Below are 24,612 nucleotides of genomic sequence, written 5' to 3'. Positions count from 1 at the left end.
CGCAGAAGCCGACGGAACGCCGCGGATCAGCCCACCTCCACCGTCACCCGCAGGAACGTCGCAGCGATCAGGCAGGTGTTGGGGTACTGGCTCTGGTTCTGGCTCTGGAACAGCGTCAGCAGCTCCGTGCGCAGTTCGTCGGTGCGCCCCGCCTGGGCTGCCGCGTCGAATGCGTTCATGGTCGGGCCATAGAACTGCCGGAACGTGTCGACGAATTCCTCCGCTGAGCCTTTGAAGTCGAAGATGTAGCTGTCGCGTTCCCAGCTGATCGCCTCCGAGGCAATGCCCACCGCGCCAAAGCGCTCGAGGATGTTCGGGGTCGAGCCCCAGCCCATCGGGCTCACGAAACCCTCGGGCGGCGGGGGCGCATACGACGAACTGATCTTCAGGATCTGCGCCACCAGCGTCGGGTCGTTCGGGATCCAGTTGCCCATGAGGATGCGGCCGCCCGGGCGCGTGACACGCACCATCTCCCGTGCCACGTCGAAGGGCCTGGGCGCGAACATGGCGCCGAACATGCTGATGACGAGGTCGAAGGACTTGTTCTCGAGTCGCAGCTCGCAGGCGTCCCCTTCCTCGAACCTGCAGCTGGCCGACAGCCCGGCCTGGGCCGCCCGCCGGTTGCCCGCGGCGACCAGGTTGGCGGCGATGTCCACGCCCAGCACCTGCGCGCCGAGTTTCGCGGCCGGGATGGCGGTGTTGCCGTCGCCACAGCCGAGGTCCAGCACCTTCATGCCGGGCGTGATGCGGGCGTGCCGCACGACGTCTTCACCGCTCTCGCGCATGCTCTCGGCGATGCGGGTGAAGTCGCCTTTTTCCCAGAGGGCCTTGTTCGGGTTCATGACTTCACCTTCTCGATCATGTGGTCGATCACGTGCGTGTGCTCGTGTTGCGGGCTGAACATCACGATCTCCGCGTCGGCGTCGACCTTGACGTTGTGGCCAGGCGGCCAATAGAACAGGTCGTTGGTTTGGACGGTCTCCTGCTCCCCGGCGTCGTCGGTGGTGGTGATCTGGCCCTTGATCACGAACCCCCAGTGCGGGCACTGGCAGGAGTTGTGGTTGTTCAGGCCCTGGAAGAGCGGCGTCGTGTCGACGCCCGCCGACAGCGTGAAGTACTCGCCGCTGATCTTGCTGTAGCCGGTCGCGTCGCCGAAGTTCAAACGCTGCCGGATCAGGGCACCGGGAATTTCCATCTTCACGTCGACTTCGTCTTTTGCGATATGCATGAGGTACTCCTTGAGGGTCCGCGGGCGCGAGGGTGGTGCGTCTATTCGTTGCACCCGCCAGGTTCGATAGACGGCATACTCATCCTCCACGCTTGGCATTCCTGAAACGTTCCCGGCCCGTGCCGGGGGAAAGGAATCGCGATGTCGCCCCCACCGACTCTGCCGTCCGAAGCCGTGTCCATCCGGCTGCTGGGCCCGTTCCACCTGAGCGTGGCCGGCGACGACCCGCAGATTCCACCAGTGCCGCTGACCCGGCGCGCCGCCGAGCTGCTGCAGCTGCTGGCCCTGCAGCCCGGACGCAGCCTGGCGAACGAGCAGGTGGTGGACGCCCTGTGGCCGCACCTGGACCCCGACGCCGGCAGCGCCAACCTGCGCAAGGCCGCACACCACGCGCGCCAGTTCATCGGCCAGCCCGACGCCCTGGTGCTGCGAAGCGGCCGCGTTTTCCTGCTGCCCGACCGTGCGGTGGCGTGCGACGCCGAGCAGTTCGAGCGCGCAGCGGACGAGGCCCTGCGCAGCGGCGATCCGCAGACCTGCAAGGCGGCCGCACAGCTCTACGGTGGCGACCTCCTGCCGGACGCCCGCTACGAAGCCTGGACCGAGGCGCCGCGCCAGCGGTTGCGCGACAAGTTCCTGCGGTTGCTGCGCCAGACCGGCGACCTGGAACGGCTGGTGCGCGAAGACCCCACCGACGAGGCAGCCCATATCCAGCTGATGCGCGAGGAACTGGCGGCCGGGCGGCGCTCTTCGGCGCTGCGCTGGTACGGCCACCTGCGCGACCATCTGCAGCAGACCCTGGACATGCGTCCCGGCCCGTCGGCCGAAGCGCTGTACCGCGAATGCGTGGCGGGCCTGGAAGGCGCCGCGCCGCGTTTCGTCGGCCGTGCCATGGAACTGGTGCGTGTCCTGGGGTGGCTGCGCGCCAGCCTCGCGGGCCGTCCGGGGGGCGCGATGGTGCGCGCGCCGGCGGGAATGGGCAAGACCGCGTTCTGCCGCCGTGTCGCCGAAGAAGCGCGGGGCCTGGGTTGGCAGGTGCGCTCGTTGCAGGCCGGCGACTGGACCCGGCCCTACGGCATCGCGGCCGACCTAGTGGAGCCCCTGCTCGGCGAACTGCCCGACGCGGCGCAGGCCATCGGTGCGCACGCCCAGGCCGTGCTGGCGCAGATGACCGCCTCGGGCGACGTGAAACCGCTGGCCCTGCCGCTCGGGCGCCACCAGATGGTGGGCGCGGTGCGCCGGCTGCTGCTGGCCACGGCCGCGCACAAGCCGGTGCTGCTCATCGTCGACGATGCGCACGCGGCGGACGACGCGAGCGCCCAGGCGCTGACGCAGCTGGCGGCAAGCGGCCCCCCGGTGTTCGTGCTGCTCGCGTGCCGTCATGCGCTGCCGCCGCTGCTGGATCGGAACACTTCGCGCTTGCAGCGTGCCGGCCAGCTGGAGGCGCTTGAACTGGGGCCGCTGTCCGAGGAAGAAGCGGCGCTGCTCGCGGCCCGTTCGGCCGACGCACCGATGGCGGCCGAGGCCGCCACCGCCATCGCGCGTCGTGCCGAAGGCCTGCCGTTTGCCGTGGTCGAGCTCGCGCGCGGTGCGGCCACCTCAGACGGCGCCATGGCGGTGATGTCCCGCAGCCTGTCGTCGGCCCTGGCCGAACGCCTGTGCGACCTGGACCCCGGCGCGACGGAGGCCCTGCGCCGGTTGGCCCTGTCGGCCGAAGATTTCGACGTGGCCACGGCCGTGGCGCTGGCCGCCGATGAAGGCCACGACGCGTTGGCGCGGCTCGACCAGGCGTTGGCCGCGGGCGTGCTGGTGGTGGCCGATGGCCGCTACCGCTTCCGCCACGCCCTCGTGCGGGACGCGCTGGCCGAAGGCATCCCGCCGCATCGGCGTGTGCTGTGGCATCGCGACGTGGCGGCGCGGCTCGCGCAAGGCGGTGCGGCACCGGGCCTGGTGGGCCATCACTGGCTCGCCGCGGGCGACGCCGAGCAGGCGATGCCGTGTGCGCTGGCGGCTGCGCGCCAGGCCTTTCGCCTCGGCGCCTACGAGGACGTGTTGCGCCATGTCGAGCCGCTGCTCGCGCACCGGGCGACGCAGCCGGAAGCCCTGGCGCTGCGTGCCGAGTCCCTGGACGCCCTGGGCCGGCCGGGCACGCTGGCCGCCTACGATGCGGCCGCCGCCGTCGCGCCGGACGCGCTGTCCCACGAACTGCGCGCCAAGCGGGCCTTGGCGCAAGTGAAGATGAGCGACCCGCCCGGCGCCCTGCAGTATCTGAAGGATGTGCATCCCACCACGGTGGCGGGGCGCCTCGCCGAAGCGCTGGCCTACAGCGGCGCGGCGGCCCTGGGCTTCGGGGACCCCGCCGAAGGCACGCGCCGGTCGGCCGAAGTGCGTCGGATTGCCTTGGAGACCGGCGACGAAGGCACGCTCGTGATCGCCTCCTGGTCGCAGGCCGCGGCGGCGCACGCGCGCGGCGACCTGCATGGCAGCGTGTGGGCCGACCTCCAGGAGACGAGCCACCTGCCGCAGCTGGCGGTGCGCGTGTTCGACGGCCACCTGTGCATCACGCAGCGCTTCCTGTACGGCTCGCGGCCGTATGCCGAGGTCATCGCGTTCGCCGATGCGCTGGCCACGGAAGCGCAGCGTCTGGGCGCAGCGCGCGGGCATGCGTTCGCGGTCACGCTGCGCGGCGAGGCCTGGCTGCTCAGCGGCCAGCTCGACGCCGCCGAGCAGGACCTGGTGGCGGGCGGGCGCATGCACCGCGCGATCGGCGGCGCGACCGGCGAAGCGCTGTCGCTGCAGCGCCGCTCCGAACTGGCGATCTACCGCGGGCAGATGGACCGGGCGCGCGGCCTGCTCGATGAAGCGCTCGACGTCGCGCGCCAGTCCGACGTCGGCTTCCACCTGCTGGACCGCATCTACGGCACCCGCATCGCAATGGCCACGCAGCCCGATGCCGCGCTGGGCGTGCTGGAGGAGGCCGAGGCCAACGTGCGCGGCCCGCTGGAAAGCTGCCCCGGCTGCCGCATCACCTTCGCCATCCCGGCCACCATTGCGGCCGCGAGAGCGCACGAACTGGACCTGGCGGCCAGCCACCAGCAGCAGTCCGAATACCTGGCCAACGTGGTGATGAAACTGCCGGCCTGGTACGCGTCGCTGCACGAGGCGCAGGCCCACATCGAACGGGCCACCGGCCGTGTCGCTGCCGCACGCGAAGGCTTCGCCGCGGCGGCGCGGGAGTTCCATGCCTGCGGCCATGCGCTGGACGCCGCGCGCTGCCGGGAGTTGGCCAGCTAGGAAGTCCGCGCGGCACCGGCGTGACGAGCGGACAGCAAGACGCTGCGCCGCCTGCGCCAGGCCGGTCTCACGCCTTGCGCACGAATTCCGACTTCAGCTTCATCGCGCCAATGCCATCGATCTTGCAATCGATGTCGTGATCGCCCTCGATCAGGCGGATGTTCTTCGCCTTGGTGCCGACCTTCACGACCAGCGACGAGCCCTTGACCTTGAGGTCCTTGATGACGGTGACGGTGTCGCCGTCGTTCAGGACGTTGCCGACCGAATCCTTGATGACCCGGCCCTCATCGGCCGTGCTTTCGGCGGCAGCGCCCGAGGCGGACCATTCGTGAGCGCATTCGGGGCAGACAAGGTTAAGGCCGTCTTCGTAGGTGAATTCCGAATGGCATTGGGGGCAAGGGGGCAGGGTGCTCACGGCGGTAGGTAGGGTCCGTATCGGTTGAAGGACGTGGATACTAGCCTGCCCTCATGGACGCAGGTCCTGTTCCTGTTGGCCGCAGCGGCTCAATCCAAGGTGTCGAAGAGCCGGAAGATCCACGACAGCTGGTAAGCCAGCGTGCCCGCGACGAAGGCCGTGTGAAAGCGCGGGTTGGCCGACCGGGCTGCCGCGATGCACAGGCCCACGAGGATGGGCGTGCGGATGAGGTACTCCATCGCAAAGCGGGCGAAGTGCGCTTCGCCCTTGATCAGCGTGTCGACCACGTCGAGCAGGTAGGTGGCGGCCAGCAAGCCGAAGAACCACGCGCGGCGGGCGTAGAAGTAGTCGCGGTAGCTCGCGTAGTCCTGCATGCTGTCCGGAAAGAGCAGCGCGCACAGCAAGAAGAGCAGGATCGCGTAGCTGACGATGAAGGCGTAGGTGCCGAAGGTCCAGCTGTCGATCTGGTACAGGCCGAACTCCCACCACCAGAAATGCACCAGGGCCAGCAGCACCGAGGCGACCCAGGCCAGGTGCACGGCATAAAGCCGGTACTGCGTCGGGTGCTGCACGATGCGCGCCACGCCCGACAGCAGCCGGGTCACGCCCAGGCCGATGACCATGCCCATCACGACACGGATGTGCGGAAAGATGTCGTGGGCCGAGATGGCTTCTTGCTGCATTCGAGAGTGCCCGGTCGAATGGATGGGCCTCCAGTCTAGGCCGCCCGCGTCACACCTCCGCGCCTTCGACCAGAAAGCGCAACCGGCGCACCCCTTGCCACTCGTCCGCATCCAGCCGGAACGCCAGCTTCACGCGCGGCGGCAGCGGCTCGGTGTGGCTGAACCAGATCGCATCGATGGGCTGGCCCTGGTGCTTGAGCTTGAGCGCCAGGTGCTTCTCGCCCACCAGCCGCTGCGACACCACCTCGACCTCTTCGCTGAAGGTGGGCGGCGCAAAGCCCTGGCCCCAGACCTCGCGGTGCAGCGTGTCGACGAGGTCGATGCGCATGTACTCGCGCGCGATGGGCCCGTCGGTCTCGATCTGGCGCGTCAGCGCGGCCTCCGCCAGCCATTCGCCGGCCACCTGGGCCAGCGCGCGCTCGAAGACGGGAAAGTGCTCGCGCGCCACGGTGCAGCCCGCGGCCATCGCGTGGCCGCCGAAGCGCAGCAGCACGCCGGGGTGGCGCTTGGCCACGAGGTCGAGCGCATCGCGCAGGTGAAAGCCCGGAATCGATCGGCCCGAGCCCTTCAGCTCCTGCTCCTTGCCCGGCGCCGCGCTGGCCGCGAACACGAAGGTCGGGCGATGGAAGCGGTCCTTGATGCGCGAGGCCACGATGCCCACCACGCCTTCGTGGAAGTCCGCGCCGAACACGCTGATGGCCGGCGGCGGCGCTTCCACGCCTTCGCCATCGGCCGCGAACAGCGACTCGGCCAGCAGCAGCGCCTGGTCGCGCATGCCGCCCTCGATGTCGCGTCGCTCGCGGTTGATGCCGTCGAGCATGCGCGCGAGTTCGTCGGCGCGACCCGCGTCGTCGGTCAGCAGGCACTCGATGCCCAGCGTCATGTCGGCCAGCCGCCCGGCCGCGTTGATGCGCGGGCCGAGGGCAAAGCCGAAATCGAAGGTGGTCGCGGCCGAGGCGGTGCGCCCCGCCGCCTTGAACAGCGCCGCCACGCCGGCGGGCATCGCGCCCGCGCGGATGCGGCGCAGGCCCTGCGCCACGAGGCGGCGGTTGTTGGCGTCGAGCTTCACCACGTCGGCCACGGTGCCCAGCGCCACCAGCGGCAGCAGCGCATCGAGCTTGGGTTGCGTGGCGGTGTCGAACACGCCGCGCGTGCGCAGTTCGGAGCGCAACGCAAGCAGTACGTAGAACATCACGCCGACACCGGCGATGCTCTTGCTTTCGAACTCGCAGCCGGGCTGGTTCGGGTTCACCATCACGTCGGCCAGGGGCAGCTCGGGGCCGGGCAGGTGGTGGTCGGTCACCAGCACCTGCAGGCCGCGCGCCTTGGCGGCGGCCACGCCTTCGACGCTGGCGATGCCGTTGTCGACGGTGATCAGCATGTCAGCGCCGGCCGCGGCCACGCGCTCGGCAATCGGCGGCGTCAGGCCGTAGCCGTCCACCACGCGGTCGGGCACGAGGTAGCTCACGTGCTTGCCGCCCAGCAGGCGCAGGCCGCGCACGCCGACCGCGCAGGCGGTGGCGCCGTCGCAGTCGTAGTCGGCCACGATGCACAGGCGCTTGTCCTGTGCGATGGCATCGGCCAGCAGCACGGCGGCTTCGCGCGTGCCGCGCAGCGTGTCGGGCGGCAGCAGGCGCGCAAGGCCATCGTCGAGCTCGTCCTTGCCGCGCACGCCGCGCGCGGCAAAGAGGCGCGCCAGCAGCGGGTGCACGCCGGCCTGTTCCAGCGCCCAGACGGTGCGCGGCGGGATGTCCCGGGCAATGATCTTCATAGGGACTCCAGCACCTGCGTGGCGCGGTTGCGGTCGAACAGGCCCTTGGCCCAGCGGGTGAGGCCGCGCGGCTGCACGGTGAAAAGCTGTGCGCCCCGGTCGCCGCACAGCGAGAGCGCCACGTCGGCGCCGCGCGTGAGGTCGGCGAGCAGGCCGGCGACGGTGCCAGCGTCCAGCGCCTGCCAGGCGGCGGCCCAGGCCAGGCCGTCGTCGCGCAGCGCGGCGTCGCGCAGCGCGAGGTCGACGACCGGCGTGCGCGTGGCGGGTGGCGAGGGCAGGTCGCCGTCCTTCAGGACGCCGGTGCCGCTGAGCCAGAACGAATTGATCGGCGGCACGCCGCGCGCGGTGCGCTCGTCGTTCACGCGCTGCGTGTACAGCAGCATCTGCATCTCGTTCTGCAGCCGGCGCAGCGGCCGCGAGACATCGCCCAGCGGCGACCACTGCGAAATGGGGTACCCCACCGCGCGGTCGATGGAGGCCGTGGCCAGCCCGTCGAAGATGGGCGCGCGCGCGAGCCAGCGGCCTGGCGTGTCGGAGGGGTACAGCGCGATGCCGTCTTCCTCGAAGAACGGGTCTGCAACGGCCAGCAGGGCCATCGATTCGGCGGCGTCGATCTCGATGCCGCTCGGGTCGCCCAGCGCCACGTCGTCGATGCCGACCTGCCAGTTGCACAGCGTCACCAGGCCCCAGGCCTCGTGGTCGCCGGGCGCGGCCAGGCCGGTCTTGCGGGCTTCGAGCGCGGCCCAGGGAATGCAGCCGTCGTCGGCGGGAGGCAGGCCCAGCGCGCGGGCCAGGGCGCGTTCGTGCGGCGGGGAGCGGGTGCTGTCGTCCTGCGTGTCGGTGTCGGCGAGCGTCAGGCGCAGCAGCAGGGTTTCGAGGTTCGGCAGCCGCAGGGTCGCGAGCGCCGCGCGGCAAGCCGGGGAACCGCGGCCGGCAAAGGGAATCAACAGATGACGTGGGAGAGGTTCGGCCATTTCCCTATTGTCCGGGATGCCACAATTCCACCGTATGACCTACCCCCTCGCTCCTCACCCCGAGTATTTGCCGCCCCCCGCGGGTGCGCCCATGCCCCTTGAGGCCACGGGGCGAGGCCGCTGATGCGATTCCCCTACGAACTGCAGCTCGGCTGGCGCTACACGCGCGCAGGCCGTGCCACGCGACGCAACGGCTTCATCTCCTTCATCTCCGGCGTGTCGATGCTCGGCATCGCCCTGGGCGTGGCGGCGCTGATCATCGTGCTCAGTGTGATGAACGGCTTCCAGAAGGAAGTGCGCGACCGCATGCTCAGCGTGGTCTCGCACATCGAGATCTTCTCGCGCGACGGCCAGGCCCTGCAGGACATCGACGCCATCATGGCCGACGCCCGCAAGAACCCCGAGGTGATCGGCGCGGCGCCGTTCATCAACACGCAGGCGCTGATCGCGCGCGGCGAAGACATGAAGGGCGCGATCGTGCGCGGCATCGACCCCGCGCTCGAGCCCGAGGTCACCGACACCGGCGGCATCGCCAAGGGCGGCACCTTCGACAAGCTGGTGCCGGGCGAGTTCGGCATCGTGCTGGGCATCGAGCTGGCACGCTCCATGTTCGTGCAGCCCGGCGACCAGGTCACGCTGGTGGCGCCGGGCGGGCAGGTCACGCCGGCCGGCGTGGTGCCGCGCCTGAAGCAGTTCACCGTGGTCGGCGTGTTCGACTCGGGCCACTACGAGTACGACTCGGCGCTGGCGATGGTGCACGAGAAAGACGCCGCCAAGGTGTTCCGCCTCGAAGGCCCGACCGGCATCCGCCTCAAGCTGAAAGACCTGCACGAAGCGCGCGAGGTGGCCGACCAGCTCGCCGTCACGCTGCCGGGCCAGTTCCTCATCCGCGACTGGACGCGCCAGAACAAGACCTGGTTCGCGGCCGTGCAGGTCGAGAAACGCATGATGTTCATCATCCTCACGCTGATCGTCGCGGTGGCGGCGTTCAACCTCGTGTCGACGCTGGTGATGACCGTGACCGACAAGCGCGCCGACATCGCCATCCTGCGCACGCTGGGCAGCTCGCCGCGCAGCATCATGGCCATCTTCGTGGTGCAGGGCGCCATGGTGGGCGTGATCGGCACCGTGGGCGGCCTGCTGCTGGGCCTGGGCATCGCCTACAACATCGACGTGATCGTGCCCTTCCTCGAGCAGCTCTTCCACGCCAGCTTCCTGCCCAAGGACATCTACCTGATCAGCAAGATGCCGAGCGACCCGCAGCAAAGCGACATCATGCCGATCGCGATCATTTCCCTCATCCTGGCCTTCCTGGCCACGCTGTATCCGAGCTGGCGCGCCAGCCGCGTCAATCCTGCCGAGGCCCTGCGCTATGAGTGATGTCGTCCTGAAGGCCCGCGGCCTCACCAAGCGCTTCCATGAAGGCCGCATCGACCTCACCGTGCTGCACGGTGTCGACCTCGACGTGCACGCCGGCGAAACGCTGGCCATCGTCGGCGCGTCCGGCTCCGGCAAGAGCACGCTGCTGCACCTGATGGGCGGGCTCGACGCACCCACCGCGGGCAAGGTCGAACTGCTCGGCAAGGACATCGCGCATGCCGACCCCGCCGAGCAGGGCCGGCTGCGCAACCAGCACCTGGGCTTCGTCTACCAGTTCCATCACCTGCTGCCCGAGTTCAGCGCGCTCGACAACGTCGCGATGCCGCTGAAGATCCGCCGCGTCGAGGCCGGCGAAGCGTCGCAGGCCGCGGCCAAGATCCTCGCCAGCGTGGGCCTGGGCGAGCGCCTGCACCACCGGCCGGCCGAGCTGTCGGGCGGCGAGCGCCAGCGTGTGGCCATTGCGCGTGCGCTGGTCACGAAGCCCGCCTGCGTGCTGGCCGACGAGCCCACCGGCAACCTCGACCGCAGCACGGCCGACGCCGTGTTCGCGCTGATGCTCGACCTCGCGCACCGGCACCGCACGGCCTTCGTGATGGTCACGCACGACCAGGACCTGGCCAAGCGCTGCGACCGCGTGCTGCAGCTGGTGGCGGGGCGGCTGGCGGGCTGAGCGTCGGTCGGCCGCTCGAGGGGCGTCCTCGGGCTTCCTGCGGCACACGGGACGCGCGCCACGCGCTGGGGTGCAGGAAGGTCTGACGTTGCAACGAGACCGTCACACGCCGGTGACAGCATGCAAGTTTCCCGACTGGCGTGCGCTCCTTGCCGACTCGACTTTTCTCCCTGCCATGGCTTTCGCATCCTCACGGCGGGCGTGACGATGCGCGCGGCATCGTTGCGCCGCGAGGGTGAGCGAGGTGCACCCTGGGTTCGCGGGCTCGGCAGGCCGCAGCGTCGCACTCTGCGCGCTCGCGCTGTCGTGGCTGGCCGGCACGGCCTGGGCGAGCGATGGGCCTGCATCACCGCTGCGTGAGGGCGAGGCCCCGGCCGGCGCGGTTCCAGGCGCGGGTGACGCCGCACTGGCGTTCGACATTCCCTCGCTTCCCCTGGCCGATGCGCTCAAGCGCTATGCCGCCGTCACGCGGCAGCCTGCACTCTTTCGCAGCGAAATCCTGGCCGGGCTGATGTCCTCCGCGGTGCGCGGGCTTTACGCCCCCGACACCGCGCTTGAACTGTTGCTGGAAGGCACGGGCCTGGTGGCCGAAAAGGTCCGCACGGGTTCGGCCGTCACGCTCGCGCTGAGGCCGGCGCAGGCCCGGGTGGAGGCCCCGCGCGCGGCCAGCCTGGGAAGCCTGGCGGGCTACCCCAGCCTGCTGCAGGCGCAGGTCTGGGAGGCGTTGTGCGGCAATGTGCGCACGCGGCCGGGAACGTACCGGTCCTTGCTGCGCTTCGAGGTGGACGAGGGGGGCCAGCTTCGCCGGCCGCGCCTGCTCGGCCTGACCGGCGACGCGGCCCGCGACGCCGAGATGCTGGAGGTTCTGCGGGGCGTGCGCCTCGCGCATGCGCCGCCGCCGGACCTGCCGCAGCCCTTGACGCTGCTCATCCTGCCCACCGATGCGCGCGGCGGAACGCGCTGCCGCGCGGCGGCCGGCCGCTCGCCGTCCTGACCTGTCCATGGCCGAAGACGTCCGCCCCGTGCTCATGGACTACCTGTCCAGGCACTACGACGCCCTCAAGCGCCAGCTGGGCCGCGCGTTGCGCAATGCAGACCTGGCTGAGGACGCGCTGCACGACACCTGGCTGCGCGTGAACGACCAGGACGGAAGCGACGCAGGGCCGATCCAGCGGCCGGGCGGCTATCTCGTGCGCATGGCGTTCAACATTGCGCTGGACATCCAGCGTCGCCAGAGCCGCAACCTGCCTTTCGAAGAAATCGATGCGCTGATGGAACTGGCCGACACGGCGCCGGGACCCGCGCGGATCGCCGAGGCGCGTTCGCAGCTGGACGCCGTGATCAAGTTGCTGGACCGCATGCCGGCGCGGCGGCGCGAGGTCGTCGTGCTCGTGCACATGGAGGGACTGACGCAGCCCGAAGTGGCCCGGCGCCTGGGCATTTCCCTGCGCACCGTCGAATACGAACTCAAGCATGCGCACGATTACCTGAGTGCCCGGATGGCCCATGACAAAAAATAGTTGCGGGATCGGCGCGGCCCGTTCGTCGTACGGAGTGAAGAATCGAATCATCCTGGCGCTCGCAGCGGGCCGAGGCCCAGAAGAAGGGCGGCGGCCGTGATGCACGACCCCCTGACCGCACCGGTCGACGATCCCGCCCTCGCGGCCGACACGACGCGGCACGAGGCCTGGGAGTGGCTGCGGCTGCTTCATTCGGGTGCCGTCAAGCCGCAGGACGCCCAGCGCTTCAAGCACTGGCTGGCGCGCAGCCCGGCGCACGCGGCGGTCTTCAAGGAGGCCAGGGCGCAATGGGCCGTGCTCGGCCGGGCCTCTGCCGGCGTGCTTCGCACCAATGCCGATGCGGCGGCGTTTCATGCGCGCCACCGGCCCCGGCCGGTGCTCGCGCGCCGCGCTTTCCTCGGTGCGGCAGCGGGCGCGGCGGCCATGGCCGGTGTCGCGGGCGTGGCGGTGTTCCATCCGTCCGCGGGCTTGTGGCCCGCGCCGGCGGGATCGGGTGCCGACTACCGCACCGCCACCGGCGAGCAGCTGGAGGTGGGCCTCACCGACCGGGTGCAGGTCACCCTGAACACCCAGACCCGCATCCGGCGCCGCACGGTGGACGGCCGGACGACCGGCGTCGACCTGCTCGAGGGCGAGGCCGCGTTCGATCTGTCGTCGGCCAGTGGCGCACGGCCCTTCGGCGTCGTGGCCGGGGTCGGCCGCAGCCTGGCCGAGTCGGGGCGTTTCGAGGTCCGCTACCTGGACGCCAAGGTGTGCGTGACCTGCATCGAAGGCGCGGTGCGCGTGGAGCATCCCGCGGGCGCGCGTGAGCTGCGCGCGCGCCAGCAGACGGTGTACGACGGCACGTCGGTGAGCAGCGTGGCGCTGGTCGGCGCCGCCAACCTGTCGGCCTGGCGCAAGGGCGAGCTGGTGTTCACGCAGGCCCGGTTGTCCGACGTGCTCGACGAGATCAACCGCTACCGGCGCGGCCGTGTGGTGCTGATGAACTCGGCCGCGCGCAGCCGCCTGGTCACCGGGAGCTTCTACATCGCATCGCTCGACCTGGCGCTGGTGCAGCTGCAGCATGCCTTCGATCTCGACGCCCGTTCGTTGCCGGGCGGGTTGACCGTTCTCAGCTGAATCGGACGGCCGTGGTGCGCGGCCTGAAAAATAAGTTGCGGGGTCGTGGGGCGCCCGTTCGTCGTAGTGCATCGACTCAACTTTCCGGCGGAAACGACTCATGAGCACACGCGGGCCCCTCACACCGATCCACGCAACGAAGGCGCGCAACCGGCGGCAGGCGCGGCGCTTTCGCATGGCGCCGATCGCACGCGCCATTGCCATGACGCTGGCGGCCAACGGCGCCCTGGTGCTCGATGCCCAGGCCCAGCAGGCCTTCAGCGGCGCCTGGTTCGCCAACAAGAGCGCGGTGCAGAACACCGCCTCGGCGACGGGCCGCCTGCCCAACGGCATGCCGGCATCGATGCTGACCAACCCGCTGGAGCAGCGCAAGGCCGGCGAACAGTTGCAGCGCTCCATGGGCAACCTGAACATGGCGGCGCGTTCCATTGCCGCGCAACAGGCGGCGCAGGCGGCCGCACGCGAGGCCGCATCGAACGGGGGCTCGGACATCCCCGACGGCCTGGCCGACGGCGGGCTCAAGGTCGATACGAACAGCCTCACCGCAGGCTGGCTCAATGCCAGGGCGCCGGTGCAGACCGCGGCGGGCGGCCGCACCGTGGTCGGCATCGAGCAGACCGACGACAAGGCGATCCTGAACTGGGAGAGCTTCAACGTCGGGAAGCACACCACGGTGCAGTTCGACCAGAAGGGCGGCGCCAAGCCCGACGGCACCAACGCATGGATCGCGCTGAACCGCATCAACGACCCGAGCGGCCGACCCAGCCAGATCGCGGGGCAGATCAAGGCCGACGGCTCGGTGTACCTCATCAACCGCAACGGCATCGTCTTCACCGGCTCCAGCCAGGTGGACACGCGCTCGCTGGTCGCGTCCAGCCTTGCGCTGTCGGACAAGCAGTTCAAGCTGGGCATCAACAACCCGCAGGTGCTCTCCAACCAGGGCAACGATTTCCCGATTCCGCAGTTCGGCGAATTCACCTCCGCACGGCCCGAGATCTATGGCGACAACGGCTTCAAGGCCGGCACCGGCGGCGCGCCCGACCGCATGGGCAACGTGGACCGCTTCGATCCCGGCGCGGCACCCGGCGCGGTGCGGGTCGACGCCGGCGCGCAGCTGTCGGCGAGCAGCGGCGGCAAGGTCATGCTGTTCGCGCCCAAGGTGCAGAACGCGGGCCGCATCTCGGCGCCCGACGGCCAGGTCATCCTGGCGGCCGGCGAAAACATCTACCTGAAGACGCCGTCCGCGCAGGACCCGAACGCGCCCCGCGGCCTGGATGTGAGCGCGTCGGCCGTGCCCGGCTGGGCCTTCACCGGCGGCCAGGTGCTGGGCGCACTCAACCTGTCGCCGGTCTATGCCGACGCCAACTTCGTTGCCGGTCTGCGCGATGTCGTCATGCCCGAGATGGCCGCGCGCGCCAAGGCCGTCGGTTACGAGGTGGTCAACACCGGCACCGTGCAGGCTGAGCGCGGCAATATCACGCTGCAGGCGCAGGACGTGCGCCAGTCCGGCGTGCTGAACGCCACGACGGCGTTGAACAACCGCAATGGCTCGATCCTGATGCGCGCGTGGGGCCTGGGTACCCACATGTACGCGGACGGCGTGAACGATTTCATCAACTGGTCGGCCGGCACGCTGACGCTGGGCGAAGGCAGCATCTCGCAGGTCCTGCCCGACGCCTCGGACACCAGCGAGATCGAGGCCTCTGCGCTCGCCACGCGCTACCAGCCCGGCCGGGTGAGCCTGTACGGGCAACTGATCGACGTGCGGGCGAGGGCCGGCGTGCTGGTGCCGGCGGGAACGATCAAGGTCGAATCGGCGGTCAACCCGCTGTTCACGCAGCTTCAGTTTTACAAGCCCGGCAGCCGGGGCGACGCGAGCCGCATCTACGTGGACGGCGAGGCGTTCCTGAGCGTGGCCGGCCTGCAGGGCATGCGCGTGGACATGTCGCGCAACTTCATCGAGGCCGAGATGCGCATCAACGAACTGCGCGACTCGCCGCTGCAGCTCGACGCCTGGATTCGCGGCAAGAAAGTGATCGTCGACCGGCGCGTGAACGGCGTGTTCAGGGACGGTCCGATGGCGGGCGTGCAGTGGGTGCTCGGCCCCGACGGCGTCACCTACATTCCCGGCGCCTGGGTGGGAACGCCGCTGGGCGACGTGACCGGCTGGGTCGGCGTGGGCAAGACCGACCTGCGCGAACTCTCGGCCGACGCGGGCCGCATCGAACTGCGCGCCGGGGGCTCGGTGATCACGCGCGCCGGCTCGATGCTCGACGTGTCCGGCGGCTCGGTGCGCTACACCGACGGCATGAACACGGCGACCAAGCTCATGGGCGCCGACGGCCGCATCCACACGATGGACCGGGCTATGTCCGACACCGGCTACACCGGCATCGCCGGCGAGTTCACGAAAGAGCATCTGCGCTGGGGCGTGAAGACCACCTGGCGCACGCCGCTCATCGGCGCCGACTACAAGGAAGCAGGCTATACCGAAGGGCGTAAGGCCGGCGCGGTGCAGATCCATGCGGGCGACGCCATGGTGCTCGAGGGCGACATGCTGGGCGGCGTGGTGGTGGGCGAGCGCCAGTCGCAGAACCCGGGTGGGAACAAGGGCGGGCGACTGGAGTTGGGCGAGAACACGCCGGACGGCCGGCCTTGGTCGCCGGGCACCATCGTCGTCACGCACGACCCGAAGCGCCTCGCGCAGGACTTCGAAGCCAGGACCAAACTCGGCGACGACTTCTACGTGCAGCTCAAGCCCGACGAACAGAAGTCGCGCAAGCTCACTTTCCTTTCGGACGACATGCTCAGCGATTCGGGCATGGGCACCATCGTGCTGAACACCATCAACGGCGACTTCGAGCTGGCAGGCGGCGCCGCAGTCACCCTGTCGCCGGGCGCGTCGCTGTTCGTGGCGGGCACCGAAGGCTCGACGAACGACATCCGCATCCACGGCCAGATCCGCGCCCCCGGCGGGCAGATCAGCCTGTCCTCGGCCAACGGCTTGCTCGAAGTGGGCGAGCACGGCCGCCTGGACGCCAGCGGGCAGTGGATCAACACCTGGCGCGACGGCGCGTTGCGCGGCGCCTGGGCCGTGGATGGCGGTGCCATCACGGTCAATGTCGGAAAGATCTCGGCCCACAAGGCGGCCGTGTTCGATGTGTCGGGTGGCGGCCGTACGGACCTCGGCAAGAAGGGTTTGCCGACGCTGCGCGTGGGCGATGCGGGCGCGATCTCGCTGACCGGCGTGACACCCGACCTGGACCTGGGCGCGCTGAACCTGCGCGCCCACGCCGCGGGCTCGGCGGGCAGCCTGTCGCTGGCAACCGCTTCATCCGTGCAGGTCGGCGGCGTTGCGCCCGCAGTGCAGCCGGGCGATACCGCCGCATCAGCGGATGCAGCAGCAGCTGCTGCTGCTGTCGTGCTGCCCGCCACGCTCTTCGGAGAGCGCGGCTTCGGCAAGGTCTCGGTCTCGGTGCGCGGCGAAGGCAAGGGCATCACGCTGCCTGAGGACGCAGCGGTGTCGCAGCAGGCCACCAGCATTGACCTGGGCAGCTTCGCCTGGCGCGATCTGCCCAGCGGGCGCAACCTGGCCGACGTGGCGCCGCTGGTCGTGCTGCGACCCGAAGAGCGTGCGGCGCGAGACCCCGCATCGCTGCGGCTCGGCACGGAAAACGGTCCGATCCGGATGGCGCGCGGCGCCACGGTGCGCACCGACACCGGCGGCAGCCTGTCGCTCAGCGCCGGCGGCGACCTGGGCGTGCTCACGGTGGCGGGCCGACTCGACGCGCCGGCCGGGCGCATCGGCCTGAACGGCCGCACGGTCGCCCTCGAAGCCGGCGGCGAACTGCTGGCGCGCGGCGTGCCGCTGATCCACGTCGACAGCACCGGCCGCCGCGTGGGCGAGGTGCGTGACGGCGGCACGGTGACGGTCCAGGCGGGCGAACTGCGGCTCGAGAAAGACGGACTCATCGACGTCTCGGGCGCCACCGGCACGATCGACGATGTCGCCGATGCCGGCCCTTCGGGCACCCGCGTGCCCCGGCCCGCGCAGGCGATCCAGCTGGACAGCAACGGCGGCCTGATCGAGATCACGGGCGCAGGCCTGATCGAAAGCACGATGCGGGGCACGGCCGGCGGACCCGGCGGCATCGGCGGGCGCATCCGCCTGAACATGACCGCGTCGTCCGGCCTGAACGGCTCGCCGCTAGAGCAGCTCGCGCGCGCACTGCCCGACCCCGATTGCTACGGCTTCCGCGTGGACGGCGCGTGCAGCGACTGGAAGCAGGGCCTGGACTTCGACTGGGCGCCCGGCCTTCGCGAATGGGGCTACGACATCGCCGGCCCGATGGTGCTGCCGTCGTCGCTGGCCGCGGCGCTGGCGGACACCAAGGAACTGGTGGTGTCCGACCGGTTGCCATTGCCATTGCCCGGCCCCTCCAGCCCGCTCGATCCGGCGCAGTTCGGACTGTCCGCGCAAACGCTGGACAACTTCCGCGACATCTTCTTTTCGGGCGGCGAGCTGCTGCGCGACCTGCTCGACAAGCCCGGCCGCCAGTTCGCGCTGACGGTGCGTCCGCAGGCGTTCAAGGACGGCGGCTTTGCCGACCTCTCGCTGGTGAATGCAACGCAAGGTGCGATCCGGCTGGACAACGCGCACTTCGCGCTCGGTCGCTCGATCTCGCTGCAGGGGCCGATCGTCGGGCACGCGGCCTCGTCGTCGTCGCTGCGCGCGCCGCACATCGTGCTGTCGGCCGTGCCCGAGGCGTTGCGCGCTCCGTCGGCAGCATCCGCCGCGGCGACGGGCCAGCTCACCCTGGCCGGTTCGCTGATCGACATCACGACCTCGGAGAACGAGGGGCAGTTCCAGACCGGCGCCGTGCGCATCGGCGGCTTCGGCCGCACGGTGCTCGAAGCCGGCGAGATCCGCATCGGTGGCGCGCTGCCCACGCAGATCACCGAAGAAACGAAGCTGCAGGTCAACCTGGACGTCGACGGCCACCTCGTGCTGCGGGCCGGCCAGGTCTACCCGACGACCGCGATGGCCGGCGTGGTCCGCGCGGGCGATTCGATCACCGTCGAGCGCGAAGGCGATGCCGGCGGCGCGCCGTTGTCGGCCGGCGGCAGCCTGCGCCTGCAAGCGCCGGTGATCGCGCAGAACGGCGTGCTGCGCGCGCCCTTCGGCCAGATCGAACTGGATGCGGGCGAACGCCTGTCGCTGGGCGCGGGCAGCCTCACGTCGGTGTCGGGCGCCGGGGTCACCGTGCCCTTCGGCACGTTGTCCAACAACGAACATTGGCACGACCCGACCCAGGGCGTCGACGTCGCCAATCCGTCGCGCGGCTCCCTGGTTGCGCCGCCCGAGAAGCGCATCACCATGAAGTCGCCCGACGTGGCACTGGCACGCGGCGCGGTGGTGGACATCGCGGGCGGCGGCGACCTGCATGCCTCCGAATTCGTGCCGGGCCCGGGCGGCTCGCACGACGTGCTGGCCATGCCGGGCATGTACGCGATCCTGCCCGGCCAAGCCGGTGCGGCACCTGTGGCTGCCGGCGCGGGCGCTGGCGCGGCGGGGCAGCGCGTCTGGCTCGCCGGCGGCCCCGGGCTGGCGGCCGGCTGGTACCAGTTGTTGCCCGCGCGCTTTGCGCTGCTGCCCGGCGCCTTCGCGGTGCAGGCGACGGGCAAGGCATGGGGCGGCGCACGTGCGCCGGCCACCCGCGCGCCGGACGGCAGCCTGGTCATGCAGGGCCGGGCCGGCGACACCCATGGCGGCCGCCAGGACGCGCGGACCACGGCCTGGCGCGTGATGTCCGGCGGCACGCTGCGCCGCTATTCCGAATACAACGAGGCCACGGCCAACGACTTCTTTTCGTCCGAAGCCTTCAAGCTCACGCAGTACCGTCTCACTGGCCAGGACGTCGTCACGCCCCGCCTGCCGCGCGACGGCGGCGCGGTCGTGTTCGACGCGCAGCGACGCCTGGTGCTGGACGGCACGCTGCGCTCGGCACCCGATGCGGGCGGGCGCGGCGGGCTGGTCGACATCGCCGGCAAGAAAATTGCCATCGTCGGCAGCGGGCAGGACACCGCCAGCCTGCAGGCCGACGGCTACCTCGTCATCGATTCGGCGAGCCTGTCGAACTTCGGCGCGGGCAGCCTGCTGGTGGGCGGCAAGCGCCAGGGCAATGCGCTCGGCCTGGAGCTGGACGTGACCGCGACCGACATCGTCGTGCGCAACAACGAAGGCTCCGAACTCTTCGGTCCCGAAATCATCCTGGCGGCCAGCGATCAGGTCGCCATCGAGGGCGCAAGCCGCGTCAGCGCACGGGGCGCCGGCGGCCGGGGCTCGGGCAACCTGGTCATGAAGCCGAGAGTGGCGGCGGTCTACACCGACCCGGACGGCAACCTGGACGACAACTCCGACGGCGTGATCGACGCCAAGGACGCCGTGGACGATGTGCTTACCACGCCCGCCAAAGACTGGGGCGCGCTGGTCCGCGTGACCACCGGCGATGCGGCCAAGGTCATCCGCCAGGGCGTGGACACCTCGCGCGGCGGGCTGGTCTCGATCGGTGCCGGTGCCGTCGTCGACGGCGGCGCGGCCTTGCTCATCGACGCGACGCGCACGACGGAGCTGGCCGCCTCGGCGCAGATCGCCGGCACCGACCTGTCGGTGGCGGCCGGCCGCATCGGCTTCGGCGGCGGCACCGAAGGCATGGTGCTGGACAGCGGTGCGCTCGCGCAGCTGGCCCATTCGACGCGGCTGACGCTGCGCAGCTACACCGGCTTCGACTTCTACGGCTCGCTCGACCTGGGCGCGGCCGGCCTCAAGGCGCTGACCTTCGATGGCGCCGCGTTCGTCGGGCGAGGCGCGGGCGATGTGGTCATCAAGGGCGAGAGCATCGCGCTCATCAACAGCGGCGGCGGCGCGAACGTGCCGGCCGGCGCGGGTGCGGGTGGCTTCACCCTCGACGCCGCCACGCTCGTGCTGGGCGCGGGCCAGAAGACGTTCTCGGGCTTCGGCGCCGTGACGCTGGCCGGCCGCGATGCCATCGTCGGCGAAGGCGCGGGCGGCATCGACACCGGCGCCGCGCCGCTCACGCTGCGCACGCCGCTGCTCACCGGCCGCGGTGGCGCGGCGCAGTCCATTGCCACGGGCGGTGCCTTGCAGGTCATGGCATCGCCGGAAGGCACGGCCGCACCGTTCGACCTACAGGAAAGCCTGGGCCTGCGGCTGGACCTCACTGGCCGCAGCATCGCCTTCGGCGGCCGGGCGGTCGCGCGGGGCGGCAGCATCGACATGACGGCCACCGGCGGCAGCCTGGTCGTGACGCAGGGCGCGCTGATCGACGTGGGCGGCTCGGCCCAGCAGTTCTTCGACGTGGCCGAGCACGCGGATGCGGGGCGCATCACCTTGTCTGCGGCGGGCGGCGACGTGCGGCTGGACGCCGGCAGCCGGCTTCATCTGGCCGCGCACCCGGACGGCGGCGACGCCGGCACGCTGAGCCTGGCGGCATCGCAGGGCGGCACGGTGGTGCTCGACGGCCTGATCGCTGCGCAGGCCAGCCGCACCGGTGGCAAGGCCGGCAGTTTCTCGCTCGACATCGAGGCGCTGCCCGACTTCGCCGGCTTCAGCCAACGGCTGAACGACGCGGGCTTCAACGGGTCGCGCCAGTTCCGCATCCGCCAGGGCGACGTGGCGCTGGGCGGCTTCACGCAGGTGGAAGACTTCGGCCTCACGGCGGACCGGGGCCGCATCGACATCACCGGCACGGTGGATGCGCGCTCGGCCTACGGCGGCGCCATCCGCATCACGGCCGGCAACGGCGTGGCGATGCAGCCCGGCGCGCAGCTGCTCGCCGGTGCGACCGGCCGCCTCGGCAACGGCCGCGTCACGCTCGAAGCGGCCGGCGGGCAGCTGAACCTCGTGGGTGGCCTGATCGACGTGGCCGGCAACGAAGGCGGCAAGGTGCGCCTGCGCGCGCAACAGAACGCGGCGCATGACGACCTCGCGGTGACCGCACTGCGCACCACCGTCACCGGCGCGCGCTCGGCGGTGCTCGAGGGCGTCAGCACCTACGACGTGAAGGACTACGACGGTGCCACGGTCGATTCGGTCAAGGCCGACGCCATCGCGCATGCCGCGCGTTTTCGCGGTGCATCGGGCGCGGTGGCCGCACGGCTGGGCACGGCCCTGGACGTCATGCCGGGCATCGAGATCCGCAGCGCGGGCGATCTTGCGCTGAACAGCGACTGGAACCTGTACAGCGATTTCCCGAATGCGCGCGAAGGCACATTGACCTTGCGCGCGGGCGGCAACCTGGCCATCAACGGCCACCTGAGCGACGGCTTCGACGCGGCGGACCGCAGCGGCCTGTTGCAGGCGGGCCCTTCGTGGAACCTGCGGCTGGTGGCGGGCGGGGAGCTGGCCTCGGCCGATGCCATGGCGCTGCGGCCCCTCGTCGCGCAGACTACGGGCAAGGGCTCGATCACCGTGGGCACGGCCAACACCGCCGTCCCGACGGACGACGACCCGGCGCCCGACAACGGCGCAGGCAAGCTCGTGCGCACCGGCACGGGCGATCTCGAGGTGCGCGCGGGCCGCGACCTTCGCCTGGCGCACAAGGAATCGGTGATCTACACCGCCGGGCGCAAGGACACGACGATGTGGAGCGACTTCTCCACCGCCAACCGCAACGCGAGCTACGGCGTGGAAGGCGGCAACCTCGTCATCGGTGCACTGGGCAGCATCGAGGCCATGCCCTCGGGCCAGCATTTCACCGAATGGCTCAACCGCCAGGGCACGCTCAACGCCGAGCGCTTCTTCGGCGAGTACACCAACGGCGAGAACGCCATGCATCCGGACGGCACCTACGGCCCTGTCATCCACGCGCCGGAGCAATCGAGCTGGTGGATCGACTACGCGCGCTTCCAGCAGGGCGTGGGCGCGCTGGGCGGCGGCAACGTCACCGTGGACGCGGGCGGCGACCTGCGCAACCTGCTGGTCGCCTTGCCGACCCACATGCGCATGCGCGGCGGCCGTTCCGCCAGCGAGGCGATGACCATGGAAATGCGCAATGGCGGTGCCATGACGGTGCAGGCCGGCGGTGCGATCCGCGGCGGCCAGTACTACGTGGCGCGCGGCGCCGGCGACATCCGTGCCGGCGAGACGGCGGTCGGCCACACGGTCGTGCTGACCCGCGACGACAGTGCCGGCGGCTTCACGAAGACGAACTACACCGTGGCCCCGGTGCTCGCGCTGGGCGATGCCACGCTGAGCCTGCGCACGGCGGGCGACCTGCGCCTGCAGACCGTGATCGATCCGCTGCTGGTGACGTACGGCGAAGGCCTGCGCAACGACGGCCAGGTGCTGAACTACGGCGCCTACATGAGCGGCTACACCGATCGCAGCGCGCTGCGGCTGGTGTCGACCGGCGGCAACATCACCTTCGTGAACCGCGCGACGTTCATCTTCCGCGACCTGCTGCTCAACAGCTTCGACACCGACACGCTGGTGGGCTTCGGCGGCAACCGCTATCCGGCGCGGTTCTCGGCGGCCGCTTTGAACGGAGGCATCGCCATCGACGGGCCGCTGCACGTGCTGCCGGGCACCACCAACGACGTGAGGCTGGTGGCGAAGAGCGACATCCGCTTCGACGCGCCGCTGCTCATGGCCTATGCCACGCCCGCGATGATGCCCTCGGGCTACATGCCGGCCGGCGCGGGCTCGCCGGTCAGTCAGATGAACATGGAGGACATGCTCGACAACCTGATCGGCCCGGCCTCGTCCACCTTCATCAACACCGCATACCTGCGCAGCGTCCACAACCCCGAGGTGCTGCCGCTGGCCAACGACTTCGAGCCCAGCCGCATCTATGCATCGCGGGGCTCCATCGTCGGGCTCGACGTGAAGGCCAACGAGCAGACCTGGGTGCGCGCGGGCACCGACATCCGCGGCCTTCGCCTGGCCGGGCGCAACCTGCGCGGCTCCGACGTCACGCTGCTGGAAGCGGGCAACGACATCCTGGCGATGGAAGGCGTGCTGCGCCTGGACCGCGACAACGAATTCCCGGTCGGCCTGACGGGCAACATCGAACTGCAGGGCCCGGGTGCCCTGGTGCTCGCCGCCGGCCGCGACCTGTACGCGGACAACCTGCAGGTGCAGACGCTGGGCAACCAGCGCTACGACAGGGACAACCGCGCACGGCCCGAGTCGCAGGTCAAGGGGTTGCCGGCGCAGGGCGCCACGATCACCGCCATGGCCGGACTGAACCGCGCGGTGGGCTACGAGGCGTTCACGCGCGCCTACCTCGATCCCGCGGCCGTCGCGTCCATGCCCGACCACCTGAAGGCCCGCGGCGCCGACGGCACGGTGCTGCCCATCTACCTGACGGACCAGCTCGAAGCGCGCGAAGGTGGACAGGAAAAGACCGTGCGCCGGGGGCTGGTGTCGTACATGAAGGACATGACCGGCGAGACGCTGGCACCGCTGGACGCCTGGACGCGCTTCCAGCAATTGCCTGCACTCGCACAGCAGCAGTTCCTGCGGCAGATCTTCCTCATCGAACTGCGCGAAGCGGGGCGCGACCAGAACGAACCGGGCACCGGCGGGCTGCCGCGCAACGGCGGCTACAACCGCGGCTACGCGGCCATCAAGACGCTGTTCCCGGGCGATGACTGGAAGGGCGACGTGGCGGCCAACAAGCTCATGCTGCGCACGATGGCCGGCGGCGACATCGACGTGCTCACGCCCGGCGGGGGCCTGCAGGTGGCAGCGCTGGGCGCCACGGTGCCGGCCGGCTATGGCCTGGTGACGCTGGCCTCGGGGCACATCGGCATCTTCGCAAAGGACGACGTGACGGTGAACCAGTCGCGCATCCTGTCCTTCGTGCCCGAGGTCACCAAGGAGGGCAGCGACCAGATCATCTGGGCCACCGTTGGCGACATCGATGCGGGGCGCGGCGCCAAGACCCTGCGCGTGCCCTCGGCGCCCGAGGTGGCCACCGACCTGGACGGCGTGACGGTGATCCGCGAGAAGTCGGACATGAGCGGCAGCGGCATCGGCACCGTGGGCGACGGCGACGTCGACCTGGTCGCGCCGCGCGGCACCGTGAACGCCGGCGATGCGGGCTTGCGCGTGGCGGGCAACCTGAACATTGCGGCGCTGCAGGTGCTCAACGCGGACAACATTCAGGTCAAGGGCGAGACCAAGGGCCTGCCGGTGATCGCGTCGGTGAACATCGGCGCGCTCACCAACGCGAGCGCTGCCGCTGCGCAGGCGACGGCCGCGGCGCAGGACGCGGTGCAGCGCGAGCGCGCGGCCGCGCGGCAGGCGCTGGCGTCGGTCTTCACGGTGCGCGTGCTCGGCTTCGGCAACGAGCCCGCACAAGAGGGGCGCGACGCGCCGGCGCCGCGGTCGGGACTGCAATCCGGGGCGCAGGTCGACTACGACCCGCAGAACCCCGTGCAGGTGGTGGGCATGGGCCGCAAGATCGACCCCAGGCACTGGGCCGCCCTGAGCAGCGACGAGCGTCGTCGCCTGCAGCAGGACCGCTAGGCGGGCA

At 70.7% G+C, this 24,612-nt stretch carries 13 protein-coding genes; 7 read left to right on the top strand and 6 right to left on the bottom strand.

Annotated features, from left to right (window positions below; all coding sequences use genetic code 11):
- Nucleotides 1–26: 26 nt before the first annotated feature.
- Both FFI97_RS25010 and FFI97_RS25005 read right to left on the bottom strand, forming a co-directional pair.
- Nucleotides 27–842: a class I SAM-dependent methyltransferase gene (locus FFI97_RS25010; protein WP_139701134.1), complete on the bottom strand. Its 816-nt coding sequence runs from the start codon at nucleotides 840–842 to the stop codon at nucleotides 27–29.
- A complete protein-coding gene (locus FFI97_RS25005) occupies nucleotides 839–1,228 on the bottom strand; it encodes a cupin domain-containing protein (RefSeq protein ID WP_139701135.1) in 390 nt (129 codons plus the stop codon). The genes FFI97_RS25010 and FFI97_RS25005 overlap by 4 nt, the downstream gene beginning before the upstream one ends.
- Before the next feature lie 141 nt (nucleotides 1,229–1,369).
- Between FFI97_RS25005 and FFI97_RS25000 the strand changes: the two genes are divergently transcribed.
- Entirely contained in the window at nucleotides 1,370–4,519 is a 3,150-nt protein-coding gene (locus FFI97_RS25000; protein WP_139701136.1) for an ATP-binding protein, read from the top strand.
- A gap of 67 nt (nucleotides 4,520–4,586) precedes the next feature.
- On the opposite strand, the gene FFI97_RS24995 is transcribed toward FFI97_RS25000, so the two are convergent.
- From FFI97_RS24995 to FFI97_RS24980, 4 genes are all read right to left on the bottom strand, one after another.
- Nucleotides 4,587–4,934 (bottom strand): zinc ribbon domain-containing protein YjdM, encoded by a 348-nt coding sequence (locus tag FFI97_RS24995; protein WP_139701137.1) that lies wholly within the window; start codon nucleotides 4,932–4,934, stop codon nucleotides 4,587–4,589.
- A gap of 89 nt (nucleotides 4,935–5,023) precedes the next feature.
- Nucleotides 5,024–5,617, bottom strand: a complete 594-nt coding sequence (locus tag FFI97_RS24990) for a hypothetical protein (RefSeq protein ID WP_062473695.1) — start codon at nucleotides 5,615–5,617, stop codon at nucleotides 5,024–5,026.
- Between the two features lie 49 nt (nucleotides 5,618–5,666).
- Nucleotides 5,667–7,388 carry a single-stranded-DNA-specific exonuclease RecJ gene (gene recJ, locus FFI97_RS24985; protein WP_062473697.1) on the bottom strand — a complete coding sequence of 574 codons (1,722 nt, stop codon included), beginning with the start codon at nucleotides 7,386–7,388 and terminating at the stop codon, nucleotides 5,667–5,669.
- The gene (locus FFI97_RS24980) at nucleotides 7,385–8,362 is read right to left on the bottom strand and encodes a hypothetical protein (protein ID WP_139701138.1); all 978 of its coding nucleotides are present in this window, start codon (nucleotides 8,360–8,362) and stop codon (nucleotides 7,385–7,387) included. Before FFI97_RS24980 ends, recJ begins: the two co-directional genes overlap by 4 nt.
- Before the next feature lie 123 nt (nucleotides 8,363–8,485).
- On the opposite strand from FFI97_RS24980, the gene FFI97_RS24975 reads away from it, so the two are divergent.
- From FFI97_RS24975 to FFI97_RS24950, 6 genes are all read left to right on the top strand, one after another.
- Nucleotides 8,486–9,742 (top strand): lipoprotein-releasing ABC transporter permease subunit, encoded by a 1,257-nt coding sequence (locus FFI97_RS24975; protein ID WP_062473701.1) that lies wholly within the window; start codon nucleotides 8,486–8,488, stop codon nucleotides 9,740–9,742.
- On the top strand, nucleotides 9,735–10,412 hold the full coding sequence (gene lolD / locus FFI97_RS24970) for a lipoprotein-releasing ABC transporter ATP-binding protein LolD (protein ID WP_139701139.1): 678 nt from the start codon (nucleotides 9,735–9,737) through the stop codon (nucleotides 10,410–10,412). The genes FFI97_RS24975 and lolD overlap by 8 nt, the downstream gene beginning before the upstream one ends.
- A 235-nt stretch (nucleotides 10,413–10,647) precedes the next feature.
- A complete protein-coding gene (locus FFI97_RS24965; protein ID WP_139701140.1) occupies nucleotides 10,648–11,406 on the top strand; it encodes a TonB-dependent outer membrane receptor in 759 nt (252 codons plus the stop codon).
- A 7-nt stretch (nucleotides 11,407–11,413) separates the two neighbouring features.
- Entirely contained in the window at nucleotides 11,414–11,932 is a 519-nt protein-coding gene (locus FFI97_RS24960) for an RNA polymerase sigma factor (RefSeq protein WP_139701141.1), read from the top strand.
- Nucleotides 11,933–12,031: 99 nt separating this feature from the next.
- A complete protein-coding gene (locus FFI97_RS24955) occupies nucleotides 12,032–13,051 on the top strand; it encodes a FecR family protein (RefSeq protein WP_139701142.1) in 1,020 nt (339 codons plus the stop codon).
- A 100-nt stretch (nucleotides 13,052–13,151) separates the two neighbouring features.
- Entirely contained in the window at nucleotides 13,152–24,605 is an 11,454-nt protein-coding gene (locus tag FFI97_RS24950; protein ID WP_139701143.1) for a filamentous haemagglutinin family protein, read from the top strand.
- Nucleotides 24,606–24,612: the final 7 nt, after the last annotated feature.

This window comes from Variovorax sp. KBS0712 (genome assembly GCF_006323185.2).
GTDB lineage: Bacteria > Pseudomonadota > Gammaproteobacteria > Burkholderiales > Burkholderiaceae_C > Variovorax > Variovorax boronicumulans.
This window is presented reverse-complemented; position numbering and strand designations above follow the sequence as displayed.